A 19867-nucleotide genomic window follows, 5' to 3' on the forward strand; every position below is an offset into this window, starting at 1 on the left:
TGTATGATTAAACAGGCAAGCAGTTTATGGCAATTAAAAGTGCAGGCACAGCATCATTCCAATAAGTCGACAGCGAATAGAGGAACCTCTTGTGCTGCGGCTTCGCAGAGAAAAGAAGCCTTGAAGTACAATGTGCTGGATACAATCAGCGCTATTATAAATTTGCTCAGGACCTCTCTGAGATTGACTGGAACTTGTCCAAATGACTACAATGTCCAACCTTACGTCATCCTTGATGCCGCCTTGTGATAAGAACAATGTTTTAAGGTGAAAAAAGGAGATCCGGTTTGGAAGCTGTGAGGCTTCCAAATTTTTTCGGCAATTTTTCGCCGGGCGCCTGATTTCACTGCTTATGATCAACATTAATTATTTAATTTTAAAGGAGAAAAGAACATGCAGTTATGGGAATTAGTTGTTGCAATGATATTAGGGATTGTTGAAGGGCTGACAGAATTTGCACCGGTTTCTTCAACGGGCCATATGATCATCGTCGATGACATTTGGCTGAAATCAAAAGAGCTGTACACAGAGCCGGTAGCAAATACGTTTAAAGTAGTCATTCAATTAGGATCGATTTTAGCGGTAGTCATCGTTTTTAAAGATCGATTTAAAGATTTACTTGGACTGAATAGAAAAGCGACAGCCGGGAAAAAACAGCGCCTTAGTTTAACAAAAGTGATTGTCGGGTTAATTCCTGCAGGCGTGCTTGGCTTATTGTTTGAAGATTACATAGATGAGTATCTATTTTCGGTAGAAACGGTCGTGATCGGACTCGTTATTGGAGCGATTCTTATGTTGATTGCAGATTTTGTCACGAAAAAGAAACCTCATCATACCGAAACGGTTGACCAGATGACGTACAAGCAAGCATTAGGCATGGGCCTTTTCCAATGTCTTGGCCTCTGGCCTGGATTCTCGCGTTCCGGTTCTACAATTTCCGGAGGTGTTTTGCTGAGAATGAGCCACCACTCTGCCGCTGATTTTACGTTCATCATGGCTGTGCCGATCATGCTTGGCGCCAGTGGGTTGTCGCTGATTAAAAACTGGCAATATTTCACGATGGACGCTTTGCCGTTCTTTGCTGTCGGTTTTGTCAGTGCATTTTTTGTAGCGCTAGTGGTAGTTAAGTTCTTCTTGAAGCTGATCGATAAAATCAAATTGGTGCCTTTTGCGATTTACCGGATCGTTCTTGCAGCATTGATCTATGTAGTTTATCTTTAAGAGCATATGGACAAAACCCAATCTTCTTGTGAAGATTGGGTTTTTATTTATGAGGATAGAAGATTTTGCAACGGAGTGCTGAAAGAGTATGTGTTTTTCCTTTTAATTAAAATTTTGAAAATTCTTTAAATTAATATGAAAATTGCTTTATAATGAATTTTAACAGCTAAGTGAATGGTCTATTTATGGCAGTTTTCACGTATTGCATCGGAGCTTGTCGAAGACTAGAGCGCACAGGGAGGTTTTTGAATGTCTACAGTTCAAAGCACTGAAAAATCAGTACCTGTTGTACCGCGTACGTTAAAAGAGAAAGCCAAAATGGTCGGACCGGGATTTGTAACCGCTGCAACGGGAGTGGGGACTGGTGATTTAATTGCGGCTCTTGTCGCTGGGGCGGCTTTTGGCATGACGCTCGGATGGGCTATTCTGCTCGGTTCATTGTTCAAGTTTTACTTCACAGAAGGCATGGGACGCTGGCAGCTGGCTACAGGAAAGACCATCCTGGAAGGCTGGCATTCGCTTGGAAAGTGGGCAACGGGTTATTTCGGCGTCTATTCCATCATTTGGGGATTCAGTTACGGGGCAGCTGCGATGTCGACGAGTGCCATTATGATGGTAACGATGTTTCCCATTATGCCCCTATGGGCTTGGGCAGTCATTCATGGATTAGCCGGTCTTGCACTGGTGCTGTTCGGCCATTATGAACTTTTTGAAAAAGTGATGACGCTCATGGTCGGCCTCATGTTTATCACGGTTGTCGGTTCAGCAGTAATTCTTCTGCCGGACATCGGAAATATCGTGAGCGGTTTTGTGCCGCGGACCGGCGGCAGTTCGCTGCTGCTAGTTTTAGGGCTGCTTGGCGGGGTAGGCGGAACGATTACGATGGCGTCATACGGCTATTGGATCCGTGAAAAGAATTGGGTGGGCAAAGCTTGGATTCCAATGATGAGAGTGGATTCCGCTACCGGGTACATCATTACAGCGATTTTCACCTTATCTCTGCTGGTCGTCGGAGCAGAATTTTTATTCGGTACCGGCATTGAAATTAATGGAGAAGAAGGGTTAGTGGCGTTATCCGGTCTATATAGCGATCAATTTGGTTCTTTTGCCCGCTGGCTGTTCTTGATCGGCGCCTGGTCTGCCGCATTTTCATCCTTATTGGGTGTTTGGAACGGCGTGCCTTACCTGTTTGCTGACTTTGTCCGGATGGTGCGAAAAAAGGGGACAGATTCTGATGAGCCGGTTTCTAAGAAAGATCCGGCATACCGTTTTTATCTTCTATGGCTGACATTCCCGCCGATGCTGCTGCTGTTTTTCGGCCAGCCGGTGCTTCTTGTTATCTTATATGGTGCGCTCGGCGCTTTGTTCATGCCGTTTCTAGCAATCAGCCTAATGCTTCTGCTCAATTCGAAACGAGTGGACCCGGGATTCAAGAACGGCTGGGTCACCAATACCGTTTTAACAGCCTGTGTCATTGTCTTTGTTTACCTGGGGACCGTTGAGCTGCTTAAATTGTTTTAACCAAAAAGAGAGAATTTAGATGATGCATGAATCTGTAGAGTTTGATAGAGAAATTGAGTGCAGAAGAAAAATTGATTTTCCCTGGCAATAAAGAAGAAGTCAGCAGGCAAGTGCTTGCTGGCTTTCTTTAAATTTCTTGCATAAATTATTAGCTTGTAAAAGAAAAAGATCTAGTTTATAGTTTATAAATACAGTATTTAGTGAATTGTATACATAACAACACCATATATAGTAATGCCAATAATAATGGTGCCTGAAAAGGCTTAATAGGGAATCCGCTGAAAACCGGAGCTGTACCCGCAACTGTAAGTGCTGACGAACTATGGCAATCCACTGTCCAACGGACGGGAAGGACATAGTGTAGGAAGAAGCATGAGCCAGGAGACCTGCCATCGTTATAAGTTAATGACCTTCTCCGGGAGCTGGGAGGTATAACGAAGGTACTCCGTGCGGTGCAGCGGCTTTTTTGCCGGCTCCCACTGGATTATTTACGTTTATCCGACCCATCCTCTCGCCTGAGAAGATGGGTTTTTTGTTTGCCCAAATACCGACTGGAGGAATAGAGATGACACAGCAAATCACAGCAAGCCGTTCGCGGACGATTCAGACCAAATTGGTGCTGCCGCCGGATACCAATCATATGGGAACGATTTTTGGAGGGACGGTGCTCGCCTATATCGATGAAATTGCGGCTATTACCGCAATGAAACACAGCGGAAAAGCGGTGGTGACCGCATCGATCGACACGGTGAATTTCCTGTCATCCGTTCGGGTCGGCAATATCTTGATTTTGGAAGGCGTAGTGATTTCCACGGGCCGTACATCGATGGAAGTTTACGTGAAAGCGGAATGTCAAAGCATCGAAACAGGGGAGAAAACCTTGACGACAACAGCTATCCTGACGATGGTGGCGGTCGACGATGCTGGAAAACCGACGCCGGTGCCCGGGGTAGTGCCGGAAACGGAACATGAGAAGCAGCTGTTCCAAGGCGCTCAAGAGCGCAAGCAACTTCGCATGAAAATCAACGAATACGCAAAGGAGCTGGTTTGATATGAATACAATCATCCACACAGAAAAGGATGCCGTGACAAAAGCAATTCTGCGGGCGAGAGATGTCTACAAACTTGATGCGGCACCCTTACTTGAAAAAGTAGCAGACCTGGAAATTCAAGCAAAAGGCGAGCAGTCCCTAATTTATGCGCTCAACCGCATATCCATGGCGGAACCGGATTGGACATTCGTTGCGGCGGAACTTTATTTAAACGAGCTATACGAAAAAGCGGCGAAAAGCCGTGGCTTCCAGGCTGAATCCAAATACGGCGATTTTTACGAATTGGTTCAAAAACTAAGCGACATCGGTATTTATTCCGGTGATTTATTAAAGAGTTACTCGAAAGAGGAAATCCAAGTATTAGGCAATGAAATCCGTGCGGACCGCGATCTATTGTTTAATTACATCGGCTTGTTTTTACTGGCGGACCGTTACTTGGCTAAGGATTATGACGGGAATATGTATGAGCTTCCGCAGGAGCGCTTCCTCGTGATTGCGATGACCTTGATGCAGAACGAACCAAAAGACAAGCGGCTGGAACTGGTAAAAGAAGCTTATTGGGCCATGAGCAATCTTTATATGACAGTTGCGACGCCTACGTTGTCCAATGCCGGCAAGAGCTTCGGCCAGTTGTCGTCCTGCTTTATCGATACGGTGGATGATTCGCTTGATGGCATTTACTTGAACAACTGGGACATCGCGCGCCTCAGCAAAGACGGCGGCGGCATCGGCGTCTATTACGGCAAAGTGCGGGCACTCGGATCCGACATCAAAAAGTTCAAAGGCAATTCATCCGGTGTCATTCCGTGGATCCGTTTGGTCAACGACACAGCAGTCAGCGTCGATCAGCTCGGGCAACGCCAAGGCGCCGTAGCGATTTACTTGGATGTGTTCCATAAAGACATCATGAACGGTTTCTTGGATTTGAAAACGAATAACGGCGACGAGCGCCGGAAAGCGCATGATATTTTCACGGGCGTAGCGATTCCGGATCTGTTTATGGAAAAACTGAAGGAAACGGACAACAGCGGCCGCAGCAGCGGTGAATGGCATACGTTCTGCCCGCATCAGGTGAAACAGATGATGGGGTGGAAAGACGAGGCGGGAACTGCGCTGGGCCTGGAAGATTTCTATGACGAAACCGATGTAAAGCATTTCGCGGAGAAATACGAAGAAGCGGTCAATAATTCTTTACTGCCAAGGAAAACCTACCGGGCAATGGATATCATGGCGCGCATCATGGTGTCTCAGCTCGAGACCGGCACGCCGTATATGTTTTACCGCGATGAAGTGAACCGCCAGAACCCGAACAAGCACTTGCGCGGCAAAGGGCGCACATCGATTTACTGCAGTAATTTGTGCACAGAAATTATGCAAAATATGTCATCTACAACGATCATGAAAGAGTACACCGACGAAGATGGCAACCTTGTGATGATCCGCAAGCCGGGCGATTTTGTCGTCTGCAACTTGTCATCGATCAACTTGCCGCGCGCGGTGAAAGCGGACGTGCTAGAGCGCCTGGTGCCGATTCAGATGCGTATGCTGGATAATGTCATTGATTTGAATACCATTTCCGTGGGTCAGGCAGACGCGACGAATAAAAAATACCGCGCAGTTGGTTTGGGAACTTTCGGATGGCATCACTTACTTGCGCTTGAAGGCATCCATTGGGAAACCGAGGAAGCTGTCATGTTCGCGGATAAATTGTACGAAGAAATTGCCTACCATACCATCCGCTCTTCGATGGAGATTTCCAAGGAAAAAGGCGCTTACCGGGAATTTGCCGGGTCGGAATGGGAGACGGGCGAGTATTTTGAACGCAAGGGTTACACCAGCGAACGCTGGGGTGAACTGCAAAGCGCTATTACGGAAAACGGCGTCCGCAACGGCTGGATGATGGCGGTAGCGCCAAATTCATCTACAGCAAAAATCGGCGGTTCGACGGACGGCATTGATCCGCTTTATGCTGTTGAATACGCCGAAGAAAAGAAAAATTTCAAGTTCAAAGTGACGGCACCGGATTTGGATCACAACACTTACGATTATTACCGCCGTGCCCGCCACGTGCTCGATCAGAACTGGAGCATCCGCCAGAACGCAGCCCGCCAGCGCCATATCGATCAGGCAGTCAGCTTCAATTTCTATGTGCCGCATACCATCAAAGCGAAAGAATTGCTGGGGCTGCATTTCGAAGCATGGGAGCAAGGCCTGAAGACGACGTACTACGTGCGCAGCACATCCCAGGCAGAAATCGAAGAATGCGAAGCATGCCAAAGCTAAGGAGGAATCATCATGTCGATACACGCACCGTTACAAAAAATCAAGCTGCTCAATCCCGAGCAGCCGAATAAATCTACAGGCATCATCAACGGGGAATCGTCCGGTTTATTAAACTGGAACGATATCGCTTACCCACAGATGTATGACTTGTACCAGACGCTGCTGGCGAACTTCTGGAAAGCCCAGGAAATCAATATGCAGGATGACATTAAACAATGGGACCATTTGACGGATATCGAGCGTGACGTATTCCTGCGCATCAACACGCAGCTGGCATCGCTCGACAGCCTGCAGACACCGACGATGAGCCAGGTCATGGACTATGTCACCGATTCCAGCTTCAAGGCGATTTTCGCCGTCATTTCACAGCAGGAAGCGGTTCACAATGAATCGTATTCGTATATCCTGAGTTCACTCGTTTCCATCAGTGAACAAAACGCCCGTTTCAATCAAGCGAAAAGCGATCCGATTGTCCGGAAGCGCAACGAATTGATTCTGGATGCTTACGAAGCGTTTCGCCAGAACCCGACACCTCAGACTTTATTCCGCTTAAGCGTCAATTCGATCAATCTCGAAGGCATTTATTTCTACGCCGGCTTTGCCTTTTTCTATCACTTGGCGCGCCAGCAGAAGATGCTCAAGACCAGCACGATGATCAGTTATATCCAGCGTGATGAAATGCAGCATGCGTATTTCATTTCCCAGTTTATCCGTATCATGCTGACGGAAAATCCAGAGTTGAATACCGAAGAAAATATCCAGTATGTATACCGTGCAGTCGATCAGGCAGTGCAGCTGGAGAAAGAATGGGCGCATCACATTCTGGCGGATATCCAAGGACTCGATTTGGACGAGTTTGAAGGTTACGTCGAATACTTGGCCAATAAACGGCTGCGCCAGCTGGGGCTTGATAATCTATATGCAGAACAAAGCAACCCGATGCCGTGGATCCAGGTGTTCGGCGATGACATGATGAACGACACGAAATCGGACTTTTTTGAGCAAAAATCCCGGACCTATTCGAAAGTGTCGCAGTCGAATGGCTTTGACGAATTATGAGCCACGGATTGCCATCGTCTATGCATCTGTCACTGGGAATACGAAAGCGGTGGCGGAGATATTACAGGAAATCTGCATTGCCAAGGGGCTGGAAGTGGAGCTTTGGCCAGTAAAAGGCTTTCCGTTTTCTAGACTCTCACGTTACGATGCTGTTTTGATTGGCACATACACTTGGGGCAGCGGTGAGATTCCGAAAGAAATGCGGAGGTTGTTTGAAACTGTTGAGAACTTAGGCTGTAAAGAACTGGTGACAGCGGTTTTTGGTACCGGCGACAGCTTTTTCGCCGAGTTCTGCGGGGCTGTCGACCGCTTCCGGGACATGCTGTATGTGCAGACGGAACTGGCGGCTACCTTGAAAATCGAATTGGCGCCGCAGGACAAGGATATCGCACGCTGTGAGAAATTGATTGACAGCGTCCTCAATAGGCTATCGGTGTTTTCCCGAAAAATAGACGGGTATAATCAGTAGGGGACAGCTAACTACTGAGGAGGAACCTGGATGACAGTGAATAAATGATGGAAGCTGGGTGCAGCAGTCTTTTTATCCGCAGGCATGCTAGCGGCATGTGGAGGAAACAGCGGCGACGCAGAGAACGAGATGGAATCCGAAGTGAATGAAAACGAAAATGAAGGAAATGAAAACGAATCAGGCGAGAACGAGAACGAGTCGGATGAAAATGAAAATGAAGCCGATGAAGATGGAAATAATTGATGAAATCGGCTTCATCATTTTGAAGCAGGCCGCTGAAGATTCGCGGCCTGCTTTTTTAATTTCTGATCCATGCGATTCAGCTTTACTGGCGGAAAAGAGCCTGTTACTTGCAGCAAATCGAATTTACTTGCGGTAAACGAGACTTTACTTGCAGCAAGCTCGTGGTTACTTGCGGCAAATTCACTTTACTTGCAGCAAATCGAATTTTACTTGCGTCAAGCTCTATTTCGTCCCCTAGCTATATCTTTACAACAAAAAAGGATCTGCTGAAAATCAGCAGATCCTGCGCTTCACTTTTAAACTCTCAGATTCTCTACAACCGATGCAATTCCCATGCCACCGGCGATGCACAGTGTTACGACGCCGTACTTCTTGCCGGTGCGCTCCAGTTCGTGCACCAGCTTCGTCAACAGGATCGCGCCTGTCGCGCCGATTGGGTGGCCCATCGCAATGGCGCCGCCATTCGGATTGACCCGGCTGCGGTCCGCACCGAGTTCGTTGATGCAGGCGACTGCCTGGGAAGCGAACGCTTCGTTCAGTTCGATGATGTCGATGTCTTCAATCTTCAAATTTACTTGCTTCAATGCCTTGAATGTTGCATGGACTGGCCCCATTCCCATGATTTCCGGGGAACAGCCGACTGCCGCTTGAGCGATGACGCGTGCTTTCGGCTGATAGCCGCGTTTCAAAGCTTCGTCTTCAGACATCACCAATAAAGCGGCGGCGCCGTCGTTGCGTCCGCTGGCGTTGCCCGCTGTAACCGTGCCGCCTTCTTTAAAGACAGGCTTCAGGCCAGCCAGCTTTTCCAAAGACGTTTGGCGCGGATGTTCGTCTGTTTTAAACTCAATCACGCCTTTGCGTGTTTTCACCGGATAAGGGGCGATTTGGGAATCGAACAAGCCTTTTTCAATAGCGTTCGCCGCCCGTTCCTGGCTTTCCAGCGCAAATTCATCTTGTTCTTCACGCGAAATGCCGTATCTTTCAGCAATATTTTCAGCAGTGATGCCCATGTTCAGTTCGCCGTATGTTTCCACCGGCTGTGAACCTGGCTGGCTCGCCGTATTCGGGTCTTTCAATAACACATCGCCAGATTTCGTGCCAAAGCGTACCTTGTTAACGTAATAAGGAGCGGTGCTCATGGATTCGGCGCCTCCTGCGATGATGATATCGCTCAATCCGGTCTGGATTTGCTGTGCGGCGGAATTGACTGCCTGGACGCCTGAACCGCATTGGCGGTGCAACGTGTAGCCAGGCACTTCAACCGGGATGCCGGCGCGCAGCAAGGCAACGCGCGCCAAGTTCGAGACATCCGCACTTTGCTTCGCTTGCCCCATGATCACTTCTTCGACAGAAGCGGGATCCAGCTGAGTGCGGCGGAGCAATTCTTCGATCACATGGGCGCCGATCAAATCGACGGTTTCATTGCCGATGGTACCGCCTAGTTTTCCGATGGCGGTTCTGACAGAATCTACGATTACTGCATTCTTCAATTCATCATCTCCTGTTTTCCGGAAAATTCTCTTGCGTAATGTTTTACTTTTTCCTTGTCGATTTCCATGCCGAAGCCCGGACCGTCGGGAACGACTATTTCAAAATTCTCGAATTTGATTTCATTGACGGTGACATTGTCTTTGAAAAGCAGCGGACCGAAGATTTCGGTGCCGAATTTCAAGTCGGAAATCGTTGAGTACAGCTGAGCGCATGCGGCTGTCCCGAGGCTCGACTCAATCATCGTTCCGCCGTATAAACCAAGGCCCGCCGCTTCCGCAATGCCGACAACTTTTTTCGTCTGCGTCATGCCGCCGTGCTTGCAGGGTTTCAGAGCGATGGAGTTGCCGGCGCGGTATTTGGCGATCCGGAAGACGTCCTGGATGCTTGTCGCCGCTTCATCAGCCATGATTGGCACGTTGAATTTGGCGGTGAGTCTGGACATGCCTTCAAAATCCCAAGCCACAAGCGGCTGTTCGACCATCGATACACCGCCAGCTTCAAGCGCTGCGATGCAATAATTCGATGTATCTTCATCCCACGCCTGGTTAACATCGACTGTCAAGCGTGCTGCATCACCGAGCGCTTCCTTGATTTTACGGACATGCTCAACATTTTTGAAAGGATCGCCTTTGCCGATTTTCAGCTTGAAAATATTATGGCGTTTCTGCTGAAGAAGTTCTTGTGCTTCTTCGATATCTTTTTCCGTATTGCCGCTGGCGAGCGTCCAGGCGATTGGCAAGGATTTATGGATTTGGCCGCCGAACAGTTCGAAAGCGGGAATGCCTTTCGCTTTTGCTGCCAAATCGATAATGGCATTTTCCACGACGGTCTTAGCGAAATAATTACCCCGTACGAGTTTTGATACATCATTCATGATTTTATCGAAATGAATCGGATTCTGCCCGATGATGAGTGGGGTGATATACGTATCGATATTCGCTTTGATGGCTTCCGGCGTTGATTCACCGTATGAAGCGCCGCCGATCGTCGCCACTTCTGACCAGCCTTCACGGCCGTCTTCGTCCGTCACACAGCCAACCACAATTGTCTGTACCGTAATGGTATGCATCGCGAGCTGGTGGGGGCGGATGGTCGGTAAATCCAATATATAAACTTCAAAAGAACGTATCTTCATGCAAATAAACCTGCTTTCTTTAGTTGGTCCTGCCACAGCAGAATTCGCTTTATTCGATAAACGAAGCTTCGGTTTTTTCTTTGACGTCATCCAGCGTAACGCCCGGCATCAGATCCACCAGCTTCAATTGATTGCCGGTGACTTTGAATACCGCAAGTTCCGTAAAAATCATATCCACTTGGCGCGTGGAGGTAATCGGGTAGGTACACTCTTTCAACAGCTTGGAACTGCCGTCTTTGGATGTATGGCTCATGGTTACAAAGACTTTCTTGGCGCCGACAAGCAGATCCATCGCTCCGCCGACTCCCATGATGTTCTTGCCCGGAACCGCCCAGTTGGCGATTACGCCGGTTTGGTCTACTTGCAGCGCCCCGAGGATTGCGACATCGACATGGCCGCCGCGGATCATCGCAAACGAATCCGAACTGTTGAAGAATGACGCGCCGACCGCTTCGCCGACCGGCAATTTGCCAGCATTGACCAGGTTCGGATCAATATCCGCTTCCTCGACATCCGTCACGCCAAGTAAGCCGTTTTCCGTATGGAGGTATATATTGTCTTCGGTCATGTATTCCGCTACCAATGTCGGAATGCCGATTCCAAGGTTAACGGTGCAAGGGCCTTTCAATTCAAGGGCAACGCGTTTCGCAATCATATGCTGAGTTTCTGATTTGCTCATCTGGACTGTCATACGCTCACCACACCTTCTTTCGTCAGAACTTGCTGTGCTTTCACGATGAAATCGACATAGATGAAAGGAGTCACGACTTCTTCGGGATTCAACTCACCGGGTTCGACAATTTCGTCCACTTCGACAATGACCGTTTTCGCAGCGGTTGCCATCAAGGGATTAAAGTTCCGTGCCGTTTTGTAGTAAACGAGGTTTCCCAATGTATCCGCCTTATAGGCACGGATCAAAGCGACATCCGCACGGATCGCTTTTTCCAGAATATATTTCACTCCATCGATTTCGCGTTCTTCTTTTCCTTTGGCAAGGTCTGTACCGACGCCTGTAGTCGTATAATAGCCGCCAATCCCGGCACCGCCAGCACGCAAGGATTCCGCTAAAGTGCCTTGCGGCAAAAGCTCCAGTTCAATTTCGCCTTTTTGGTATTTGTCGCCGACATCCCGGTTGCTGGTGAAATAAGACCCAATGCCTTTTTTAATTTTGTTTTGGTTCAATAAAATCCCGAGCCCTTTTCCGGACTCTCCGAGGTTGTTGCTGACAATCGTTAAATCTTTGACGTCTTTTTCAGTTAAACCATCTATTAAGGTAAGGGGAGCACCGATCAATCCAAATCCTCCGACCAGAACAGTGTCTCCGGCTTTTACATAAGATAATGCTTGTTGTATGTCATGCTGTATTTTTGACATCGTGTGCCTCCGTTCTGCGCTTATTCCACAGTTTTTAATGAATCACTCAGTTCAAACCAAGCCGGAATGCCGGCAGTCAAGATGCAGATATAGCCAAGATCCGCCAAGTCGGCTTCTGAAGCTCCTGCATTGCGCGCTTTTTCCATCCACGGTGCAGCGCCGCTGCCATCAAGTTCAACAATGAAATTACCGGCCATGTTCAAAAGTTTCAACTTTGAAGATATTTTGCCGTCTGTAAGAATCAAAGCGGATACTTTTTCCATATCTCCTTGGTTGAGGGCAGATGCGACTTGTTCAAGATAAGAAGTATCTTCTTCTGTAAGCCAGCCAATCATCGTACCGAGCAGATCATCGGCCGTTTCCGGAGTGGCTTCAGGAAGAACGATGGTTTTTCCGCTCAATTCCAAAGCATAAGGAACTGCTTCAAACGCTTTTTTCAGTGCCGCATCGCCTTTGTAAAGGTAAGCGGTAAGGAAGAATTCAACTAATTCAGATGCAGAATAGCCGAAATCGACCGCGCCTTTCGTATGGAACATCATGCTTCGCGAGTACAGCCGGGCAGCGTTCATGCTGGCGATCAATGCGTCTTTCTCTTTGCGAGACAAGGAACCGTCCTGCATGATTTCCCCGCGGATACCCGTATATTTATCCAACACTTCCGGGCTGTAATCGTACATTTTCTGCACCCAGCCCGGAACGACGTCATAAACTTCTTTGAAATATTCTAATGCTTTGCTCATAATGACACTCCTAGGAAAAAATTATTTTAAACTTGCCGGATATTCAAACTGGTTGATGCCGAATATAACAGGAAGGACATAGTACACAAATACAATAATCAGGAAAAGCGCTAAAATGGTTAATCCTGTCCCTTTGCGGAGCATGTCCATCATTGTGATTTTGCCTGTGGCAAAAATAATGGCGTTTGATGGTGTGCCAATCGGCAGCATGAATGCGAATCCTGCTCCCATGGCAACGGCTGTCATCAGCGGAAGCGGATGAACATCAATAGCCAGTGCCAACGCTGCAGCAATTGGAACCAAAATCGTCACTGTAGCGGTGTTCGGCGTCATTTGCGTCATGCCGATTCCGAGCAATGTTGTGATCAGCAGCACCAGCAGATAAGGAGCTCCGTCAAGCAGCATTAATTGGCTGCCAATCCAAGAAGCCAGATCCGTACCGTTAAAGCCGGATGCCAACGCAAGTCCGCCACCGACTAGAAGTAAAACGCCCCAAGGCATGTTTTTCAGGGAATCAGCATCTAATAGGCGTTCTCCCGTATTACCGGAAGCAGGAATGGCGTGCAACAAGACTGCTGCCACCATTGCAATCATCGTGTCGCTCAATCCGGGGATCAAATCACTCCACAGGAACGTGCGCGTCATCCAGAAAAATCCGGTTAAGAAGAAGATGGCCAGGACGACTTTTTCTTCATATCCCAGTTTGCCGAGTTCTTGTTTGCGTTCGAGCACAAACTGCTGGCCATTTGCGATTTTTTTAACTTTCATGGGATAGGCGATTTTTGTGAGGTAGAAAATTGAGAATATCATTAGCAATACTGTCAATGGAAAAGCAAAAAGGAAAAAGTGGGCAAAAGAAATTTCGATTCCAAACAACTCTTTAGCAAGGCCAGCGAGCACAAGGTTCGTTGGTGTGCCGATCAAAGTGGCACTTCCGCCGATCGTACCGCCGAAACCAATGGCAAAAACAATCGATTTTGTGAATTTCTGTTCTTCTTCTACCGTATAAACATCGTCTTCTTTCATTAAGTTAACGACTTTGGCGATAATGGCCAGGCCAATTGGAATCATCAGCATGACAGTCGCCATATTGGACACCCACATGGAAAGGAAGCCGGTTGCAATCATAAAGCCAAGAACAAGGCCGGAAGTACTTGCGCCAACTGCACTTAAAACGGTAATGGCGATTCGTTCATGAAGATTCCATCGCTCGAGTGCCAAAGCCAGTGCAAATCCTCCGATGAATAAGAAAATCAGCGAATCGCCATAGCTTGAAGCGGCGACGTTTCCATCAACCGCTCCCATTAATGGCAGCAAGATCAGCGGCATGAGGGAAGTGATGCCAAGTGGAATCGCTTCGGACAGCCACCAGACAGCCATCCAGGCTGTAATGGCCAGCACTGCACGCCCGGGATCACTAAGTCCCGGAAGCGGCAAGGCGAAGAGCACTAATAGAAATAGGATTGGCCCTAAAAAGAGCCCAATCAATTGTGTGGTGCTGTATGAGTTCTTGTGCTCTGTCTGTTCCTGGCCAGTGGCCGTTGTTTTTTTCTTTCCAGGCATTTCAGCAGTTGCCACCCCAGCATTGCTGTGTGTCCGGAGTTCCGCCATGGTCACCAAGTCTTTTGTTTCTTTGTGAGATTTCCACATACTTTGATTCAGTTTCTTAAACGAAAAATTCATTCATATTCCCCCATTCAACCCTCATTACTAAATTATAGTTTCTCTAAAAAAGCATCCATCTCTTTTTGAATGTCATCGCGTTGTTCGAATACCATTGTGTAATGGTTGCAGTCGGAAACCACTGTTTTGATTTCGTCGATTGAAGCCTGCGTTTCTTTGTAATCGTCCAAATAGAACAACGGAGGCATAGAGCCGATGTTTCCTTCGGCGTAGACAAGCAATGTCGGGCACTCAATATTCTTGCCGATTTGTGCCGGGTCAAAAGTATAGAAGCTTTCGAAATCAGCAACAATCTGTGACTCATCCGCTTTGTTTTCCCAATGGTCACCGGCCGGTCCAACTTCATATTCCACTGTATCCTGTAGTACATCCGTCCATTCAATGCCAAGATTTGCATAGATTTTCTTGATCTCTTCTGCGTAATGTTCCTTGGAGTCGAAATGGCGGCTGATGCGGCCAAGAGAAGGCTGGATAATGCCGCGCTGATGTTCTGAAGCTTTAGCGGCTCCGTCCAATAAAATCAGCGCTTTTATGGATTTCAAGCGGCTTGCTACAATTGCGGAGATAAAACCGCCCATGGAATAGCCCAGCAAAATTGGATTTTCGAGCTTTAGTTCTTCAATGAGCCCGAGTATATCTTCCGCATGTTTGAAAATGGAAGTATCCGGATCGGCTTCCGAGCTGTTTCCGCGGCCCCGAAGGTCCACTGCGATAAAGCGGTATTCGCCTTTCAGCTTTTCTGCATAATAATGCATGTTTTTATGAGTGCCAGTCAGTCCATGAATCGCGATAATCGGACCTTTTTCCCCTGGATAATCAGCTATTTGAATGTCATTTCCATTGATATTTAATTTGTACAATTCCATCATCCGTTGCACCTCAATTCAAAGATTGGCCTTGCATGGTAAGTATGTAATAAGAAGAGGCTGTCAAGATTTCCTCGACAGCCATAGGATCCCTGCTTATTCAGTTCTCATTACAAAGTTCAGAGATGCTTCCTTGTGGTCGCCTTTATCAATTAATTTAGATGTCAATGAAGAGCGGACGCCACCAGCAACATCTGTTTCCAGCCACTCGTCGCCTTCGAAAAATACTTGTGTAATCAATGTTTCATGGCCTTCGTGCTCGAATTTGATATGGATATGCGCTGGCCGGTAAGCATGGTAGCCAGCAGCAAAAGTGAACTCGCCAGTTGGTCCGCTAGTCGGGATTTGATAAGGGATCGGAACGATTGAATGCACTTCGAAATCGCCGTTTTCATCCGTCTGGAACTGGCCGCGAAGATTGAAGTCCGGTGCAGTTGAATCGAAGTTTGAATACAAGCCATCTGCATCATCCTGCCACCATTCCACTTTCGTGTTTGCAAGAGGTCCGTTTACGGAACTGACATTTCCGAAGAATACCAGTTTGTCGCCCGGTTCGTTTTCGCGCTGCGGTATAACGAACGGTGCTTCTTCCACTAATGGCGGGTTTTCTACGTAGTATGGTCCAAGAAGAGAAGGTTCAGTACCTGGAGAGTCCTTGTACTTCGCTTCCAGTACATGGGTTTCCACAAAGACATCCAAGAATAACGGGATTTCTCCGCTGCGTCCAAGGCGGTCTGCCCATTTCACAAAGTTTGTATACTCTTCGTGATTGAATTGCTGCTCGTCCAAAAAGTTTTTAAGATGTTTTACAAAGCCTTCATATGCTGACAATACGCGTTCGTTTTTTACAGTCGTTTCTGCCATCCTCAATTCCCCCTAATAGATAGTATGGTAATGCGGGCTTGCTTATTACTAGTTTTGAAATTAAATAATGTAAACGCATTCATGAACCTGTAAAAAAGAAAAGATCCATTCAAAACGCTTGCAATGTCAATAAGATTATTGTACGATATACGTACAATAATTCGTTATACGTACAATCTCATCTTACACAGGGGGTAAAGCAATTGTCAACAAAAGAATTAGACAATTTTAAAAAATCGGGGGACTATATTCAGTCACTGGAGCGTGGACTGCAAGTCATACAGGCTTTTTCTCAGCATAATTCTTCAATGACTGTCAGTGAAGCTGCTAAACAAACAGGACTTAGCAGGCCGGCAGCCCGGCGAATCCTTTTGACGCTTGAAGCTCTTGGCTTTGCGGAATCGAAAAATGGAAGCTACTCATTAACTGCCCGAACCTTATCCTTAGGTTATGCATATTTATCTTCCAATAATAGCTGGAGTATTGCGCATCCATTCATGAAGCAATTCGTGGACCGGACAGGGGAATCGTGTTCGATTTCGATATTGGACGGCATGCACATCCTCTATGTGGCCCGTGTATCAACCAAACGCATCATGTCCATCAACCTGGGTGTCGGCTCGCGGCTTCCGGCTTATGCCACATCCATGGGTCATGTGCTTCTCGCCAATTTGCCGCCGGCAGAGCTGGAAGCTTACTTGGAAAAAATGGAATTCGAAAAATACACCGATAAAACGATTACAGATAAAGAAGAACTTTTCAAGGTGCTGGAAGAAGTACGCCAGAACGATTGGGGCGGCGTAGATCAGCAGTTTGAAGAAGGGCTGCGTTCCATTGCGGTGCCGATCCGAAATGCAAATGGGAAAGTCATCGCCGCCATGAACTGTTCAGTGCACGCCGGCCGCATCAGCAAAGACATGCTGCGCGATGATTTTCTGCCATTGCTGCAAGAAGCAGCTGAACAAATAGGCCAAGCGCTTGCGGCGGCCAATAGCTCCACTTACGAGCAATAGAAGAAACTTCGCTCAGTGAAGATTTTCTTCATCTCTCACTGACTGATAAAACGGGATAAATAAAATAAAACAAAGCCCAGCCATCTTATGGCTGGGCTTTGTTTATGAAAAATCAATATCGGCAGATAATCAGCAGGAGAGCTGCGATTTTTATTGCGTAAATCACACAGCTGCAGCGCAACCAAGTATAATAAAATCAACCAATAGATTCAGAATAAAGAGGTGCACCCATGATCGTCATCATCGATAACCAAGATTCGTTTACCTATAATCTGGTCCATTACCTGGAACAGTTCGACTCTGACGTTGCAGTCTTTCAAAATGAACAAATCACAGCAGAAGAAGTGAAAAAAATGTCTCCAGATCTGATTGTCTTGTCACCAGGGCCGGGCCGGCCAGTGCAGTCAGGAGCAACTAAGGAAATCCTGCTTTCGCTCAGCGGTGAGTTTCCGATTTTAGGCGTGTGCCTCGGCCATCAGACGATCATCGAACATTTTGGCGGACGCATCGGTAAAGGAAAGCAGCCGATGCATGGCAAGGTTTCTGTAATGGCTCATGACGGCATAGGCATATTTGCAGGAATTGCTTCCCCGACGAATGTGACGCGTTATCATTCATTGATTGCGGAAAAGTCTGCAATGCCCGAGTGCCTGCGAATTACCGCTGAAACAGAAGACGGCGTAGTTATGGGCGTGCAGCACAAAATGCTGCCAGTAACCGGGATTCAGTTCCACCCGGAATCGATTTTAACGACAGATGGATTTCAGATGCTCGAAAATTGCTATAAAGATGCAAGAGCTTGGAAGAACAAACAGGCAAGGAGGATAGCGCAATGACCAACCCTTACCTAATGTTCGAGTTTCAAAACGACCACGGCAAGCTTGAGCCGATCGCATTTCAGAATCCAATAAAAGTGTTGGAGACATACATTGTTGAAGAAGTGCCCACAATTATGGAAAGCATTGAACAGGAAATCCAACAGGGGTTTTATGCGGCTGGCTATGTTTCCTACGAAGCGGCACCTGCGTTTCATCCGGAAATGCAGGTCCGGTCCGGAGCTGAAATGCCGCTTGTCTGGTTCGGCATTTTTGAGCATCCGTTTTCTCTGGATCAAGCACAGACAGAAGAGCCTTACCAAGTGTCGGACTGGAACATAGCCAGTTCAATAGAGCAATATAAAAACGGCATAAAGCAGATCAAAGATGCCATCGAAGAAGGGCATACGTATCAAGTGAATTATACCGATAGGCTCCATGCGAAATTTACGGGAAGTGACCGGTCGTTCTATAACCAGTTAGCCAGAAATCAGCAGGCCGGATATAGCGCTTATTTAAATTTGGGGAAATACCGGATCCTTTCCGCTTCCCCTGAACTGTTTTTCCAGGTGAAAGACGGCAAACTGACCACCAAGCCGATGAAAGGCACAGCGCCAAGAGGGCGAAATACAGCAGAAGATGCAGAAAACATGGCCAAATTGCTGGCTTCTGAAAAAGAACGGGCAGAAAATCTGATGATTGTCGATTTGCTTCGCAATGACCTCAGCCGGCTGGCAAAACCAGGGACGGTCAATGTGGCGAAACTATTCCAAGCAGAGACGTATCCGACTGTGCTTCAGCTGACATCGACTGTGGAAGCCGAACTGGATTCTGAAGCAACGGTGCTGAACTGGTTCCAGGCATTGTTTCCGTGCGGTTCCATAACGGGAGCGCCAAAAATCAGCACCATGAAAACGATTGCGGCGCTCGAACAATCACCAAGAGAAGTGTATTGCGGAGCGATCGGCTTTATCACACCTGAAAAAAATGCTGTCTTCAATGTTCCCATCCGGACAGTCGTCATCGATGCAGAAGAGAAAACGGCCCGGTACGGGGTAGGCGGAGGCATAACATGGGATTCGACTTCAGAAGGTGAATACCAGGAGCTGTATACCAAAGCACAAGTGCTGACAGCGAAGCGGCCAGAGTTTAAATTGCTGGAATCGCTGAAACTGGAAGACGGAAAGTATCCATTGCTGTCTTATCATTTGCAGCGCCTCAAGGATTCTTCCCATTATTTTAATTTCCCGGGAAATACCGGTCAGGCGGAACAAAAGCTCATGGTTTTAGCGAAAGAGCATCCGAACGGTATCTTTAAAGTAAGGCTGCTCCTGGACAAAGAAGGGAATATTTCTACAGAGGCACAAGAAATCTCACCAATAGCGGAACCGGTCACTTGTGAGTTGGCGGCTTCTGCCGTAGACAGCTCCAATCCATTTCTATTCCATAAAACTACGTATCGAAAAATATACGATAAGCATAAAAGTGGTGAAAATCACAATTTTTCAGTATTATTGTGGAATGAAAAAGAAGAACTGACCGAATTTACGATTGGCAATATAGTGGTTGAAAAAGAAGGGAAGTTCTTTACACCTCCAGTAAGCTGTGGTTTATTGCCAGGGACCTTCCGGCAATATCTGCTGGATCAAGGGGAAATCGAAGAAAAAGTAATCCATAAAAAAGAGTTGAAGGATTTCGATGCGGTCTGGTTTATCAATAGTGTCAGAGGCTGGCTAAAGACTGAAATTCATTAAATAGAAGTTAGAGTGGATAATAATTCCTTATTGTCCATTGGTTTAGCAAAAATTAGAGGCGGGTATAGTGAAGTATCCGCTTTCCGGAATCAGATTAATATCTATTTATTAAATTTTGTGCAAAAGAGTAGGCCAAAAGATTTTACTTTTACATTAGTGCGCTGTAGGATATAAGTAATCAGAAAACAATAGAGTTTCTGGGCTGACTAAAAACTTAAAATCTACGCGCTTATTTATAAAATAAAATAAACTTGGTTGGATGTTACAGACAATAGAGCTGGAAA

Annotated in this window: 18 protein-coding genes and 1 riboswitch; of the genes, 10 read left to right on the forward strand and 8 right to left on the reverse strand. The window is 47.0% G+C overall.

The window, feature by feature from the left end:
- Positions 1 to 393 precede the first annotated feature (393 nt).
- From AC3AQ9_RS12120 to AC3AQ9_RS12150, 7 genes are all read left to right on the forward strand, one after another.
- A complete protein-coding gene (locus AC3AQ9_RS12120) occupies positions 394 to 1221 on the forward strand; it encodes an undecaprenyl-diphosphate phosphatase (protein ID WP_488307746.1) in 828 nt (275 codons plus the stop codon).
- Between the two features lie 249 nt (positions 1222 to 1470).
- Positions 1471 to 2742 carry an Nramp family divalent metal transporter gene (locus AC3AQ9_RS12125; protein WP_488307747.1) on the forward strand — a complete coding sequence of 424 codons (1272 nt, stop codon included), beginning with the start codon at positions 1471 to 1473 and terminating at the stop codon, positions 2740 to 2742.
- A gap of 230 nt (positions 2743 to 2972) precedes the next feature.
- A riboswitch (cobalamin riboswitch) is annotated at positions 2973 to 3150 on the forward strand.
- A 157-nt stretch (positions 3151 to 3307) separates the two neighbouring features.
- Positions 3308 to 3793, forward strand: a complete 486-nt coding sequence (locus AC3AQ9_RS12130; protein WP_488307748.1) for an acyl-CoA thioesterase — start codon at positions 3308 to 3310, stop codon at positions 3791 to 3793.
- A 1-nt stretch (position 3794) separates the two neighbouring features.
- Positions 3795 to 6077, forward strand: coding sequence for a ribonucleoside-diphosphate reductase subunit alpha (locus AC3AQ9_RS12135; RefSeq protein WP_488307749.1), 2283 nt, complete (start codon positions 3795 to 3797; stop codon positions 6075 to 6077).
- 12 nt (positions 6078 to 6089) lie between these two features.
- Positions 6090 to 7136 carry a ribonucleotide-diphosphate reductase subunit beta gene (locus AC3AQ9_RS12140; protein WP_488307750.1) on the forward strand — a complete coding sequence of 349 codons (1047 nt, stop codon included), beginning with the start codon at positions 6090 to 6092 and terminating at the stop codon, positions 7134 to 7136.
- Positions 7117 to 7605 carry a flavodoxin domain-containing protein gene (locus AC3AQ9_RS12145; protein ID WP_488307751.1) on the forward strand — a complete coding sequence of 163 codons (489 nt, stop codon included), beginning with the start codon at positions 7117 to 7119 and terminating at the stop codon, positions 7603 to 7605. The genes AC3AQ9_RS12140 and AC3AQ9_RS12145 overlap by 20 nt, the downstream gene beginning before the upstream one ends.
- Before the next feature lie 145 nt (positions 7606 to 7750).
- On the forward strand, positions 7751 to 7984 hold the full coding sequence (locus tag AC3AQ9_RS12150) for a hypothetical protein (RefSeq protein ID WP_488307752.1): 234 nt from the start codon (positions 7751 to 7753) through the stop codon (positions 7982 to 7984).
- Positions 7985 to 8144: 160 nt separating this feature from the next.
- Here AC3AQ9_RS12150 and AC3AQ9_RS12155 read toward each other — a convergent pair whose 3' ends face one another.
- The 8 genes from AC3AQ9_RS12155 to AC3AQ9_RS12190 form a co-directional block, all read right to left on the reverse strand.
- Positions 8145 to 9338, reverse strand: a complete 1194-nt coding sequence (locus AC3AQ9_RS12155; RefSeq protein ID WP_488307753.1) for a thiolase family protein — start codon at positions 9336 to 9338, stop codon at positions 8145 to 8147.
- Positions 9335 to 10474: a muconate cycloisomerase family protein gene (locus tag AC3AQ9_RS12160; protein ID WP_488307754.1), complete on the reverse strand. Its 1140-nt coding sequence runs from the start codon at positions 10472 to 10474 to the stop codon at positions 9335 to 9337. Before AC3AQ9_RS12160 ends, AC3AQ9_RS12155 begins: the two co-directional genes overlap by 4 nt.
- A 49-nt stretch (positions 10475 to 10523) precedes the next feature.
- On the reverse strand, positions 10524 to 11165 hold the full coding sequence (locus AC3AQ9_RS12165; protein ID WP_488307755.1) for a 3-oxoacid CoA-transferase subunit B: 642 nt from the start codon (positions 11163 to 11165) through the stop codon (positions 10524 to 10526).
- A complete protein-coding gene (locus AC3AQ9_RS12170; RefSeq protein WP_488307756.1) occupies positions 11162 to 11848 on the reverse strand; it encodes a CoA transferase subunit A in 687 nt (228 codons plus the stop codon). The genes AC3AQ9_RS12165 and AC3AQ9_RS12170 overlap by 4 nt, the downstream gene beginning before the upstream one ends.
- A gap of 20 nt (positions 11849 to 11868) precedes the next feature.
- Positions 11869 to 12588: a carboxymuconolactone decarboxylase family protein gene (locus tag AC3AQ9_RS12175; RefSeq protein WP_488307757.1), complete on the reverse strand. Its 720-nt coding sequence runs from the start codon at positions 12586 to 12588 to the stop codon at positions 11869 to 11871.
- 21 nt (positions 12589 to 12609) lie between these two features.
- Positions 12610 to 14271: an SLC13 family permease gene (locus AC3AQ9_RS12180; RefSeq protein ID WP_488307758.1), complete on the reverse strand. Its 1662-nt coding sequence runs from the start codon at positions 14269 to 14271 to the stop codon at positions 12610 to 12612.
- A gap of 32 nt (positions 14272 to 14303) precedes the next feature.
- The gene (locus AC3AQ9_RS12185) at positions 14304 to 15140 is read right to left on the reverse strand and encodes an alpha/beta fold hydrolase (protein WP_488307759.1); all 837 of its coding nucleotides are present in this window, start codon (positions 15138 to 15140) and stop codon (positions 14304 to 14306) included.
- Between the two features lie 93 nt (positions 15141 to 15233).
- A complete protein-coding gene (locus tag AC3AQ9_RS12190; protein WP_488307760.1) occupies positions 15234 to 16001 on the reverse strand; it encodes a dioxygenase family protein in 768 nt (255 codons plus the stop codon).
- 203 nt (positions 16002 to 16204) lie between these two features.
- Between AC3AQ9_RS12190 and AC3AQ9_RS12195 the strand changes: the two genes are divergently transcribed.
- From AC3AQ9_RS12195 to pabB, 3 genes are all read left to right on the forward strand, one after another.
- On the forward strand, positions 16205 to 17014 hold the full coding sequence (locus AC3AQ9_RS12195; RefSeq protein ID WP_488307761.1) for an IclR family transcriptional regulator: 810 nt from the start codon (positions 16205 to 16207) through the stop codon (positions 17012 to 17014).
- Between the two features lie 230 nt (positions 17015 to 17244).
- Positions 17245 to 17850: an anthranilate synthase component II gene (locus tag AC3AQ9_RS12200; RefSeq protein ID WP_488307762.1), complete on the forward strand. Its 606-nt coding sequence runs from the start codon at positions 17245 to 17247 to the stop codon at positions 17848 to 17850.
- Positions 17847 to 19583: an aminodeoxychorismate synthase component I gene (gene pabB, locus AC3AQ9_RS12205; RefSeq protein ID WP_488307763.1), complete on the forward strand. Its 1737-nt coding sequence runs from the start codon at positions 17847 to 17849 to the stop codon at positions 19581 to 19583. The genes AC3AQ9_RS12200 and pabB overlap by 4 nt, the downstream gene beginning before the upstream one ends.
- Positions 19584 to 19867 lie beyond the last annotated feature (284 nt).

The organism is Planococcus sp. VCh962, assembly GCF_057748275.1.

Bases quoted from the DNA above. Each gene is read 5' to 3' on its own strand.
- AC3AQ9_RS12120 (WP_488307746.1), top strand. From the start codon at position 394: ATGCAGTTATGGGAATTAGTTGTTGCAATGATATTAGGGATTGTTGAA.
- AC3AQ9_RS12125 (WP_488307747.1), top strand. From the start codon at position 1,471: ATGTCTACAGTTCAAAGCACTGAAAAATCAGTACCTGTTGTACCGCGT.
- AC3AQ9_RS12130 (WP_488307748.1), top strand. From the start codon at position 3,308: ATGACACAGCAAATCACAGCAAGCCGTTCGCGGACGATTCAGACCAAA.
- AC3AQ9_RS12135 (WP_488307749.1), top strand. From the start codon at position 3,795: ATGAATACAATCATCCACACAGAAAAGGATGCCGTGACAAAAGCAATT.
- AC3AQ9_RS12140 (WP_488307750.1), top strand. From the start codon at position 6,090: ATGTCGATACACGCACCGTTACAAAAAATCAAGCTGCTCAATCCCGAG.
- AC3AQ9_RS12145 (WP_488307751.1), top strand. From the start codon at position 7,117: ATGGCTTTGACGAATTATGAGCCACGGATTGCCATCGTCTATGCATCT.
- AC3AQ9_RS12150 (WP_488307752.1), top strand. From the start codon at position 7,751: ATGAAAACGAAAATGAAGGAAATGAAAACGAATCAGGCGAGAACGAGA.
- AC3AQ9_RS12160 (WP_488307754.1), bottom strand. From the start codon at position 10,474: ATGAAGATACGTTCTTTTGAAGTTTATATATTGGATTTACCGACCATC.
- AC3AQ9_RS12165 (WP_488307755.1), bottom strand. From the start codon at position 11,165: ATGACAGTCCAGATGAGCAAATCAGAAACTCAGCATATGATTGCGAAA.
- AC3AQ9_RS12170 (WP_488307756.1), bottom strand. From the start codon at position 11,848: ATGTCAAAAATACAGCATGACATACAACAAGCATTATCTTATGTAAAA.
- AC3AQ9_RS12175 (WP_488307757.1), bottom strand. From the start codon at position 12,588: ATGAGCAAAGCATTAGAATATTTCAAAGAAGTTTATGACGTCGTTCCG.
- AC3AQ9_RS12180 (WP_488307758.1), bottom strand. From the start codon at position 14,271: ATGAATTTTTCGTTTAAGAAACTGAATCAAAGTATGTGGAAATCTCAC.
- AC3AQ9_RS12185 (WP_488307759.1), bottom strand. From the start codon at position 15,140: ATGATGGAATTGTACAAATTAAATATCAATGGAAATGACATTCAAATA.
- AC3AQ9_RS12190 (WP_488307760.1), bottom strand. From the start codon at position 16,001: ATGGCAGAAACGACTGTAAAAAACGAACGCGTATTGTCAGCATATGAA.
- AC3AQ9_RS12200 (WP_488307762.1), top strand. From the start codon at position 17,245: ATGATCGTCATCATCGATAACCAAGATTCGTTTACCTATAATCTGGTC.
- pabB (WP_488307763.1), top strand. From the start codon at position 17,847: ATGACCAACCCTTACCTAATGTTCGAGTTTCAAAACGACCACGGCAAG.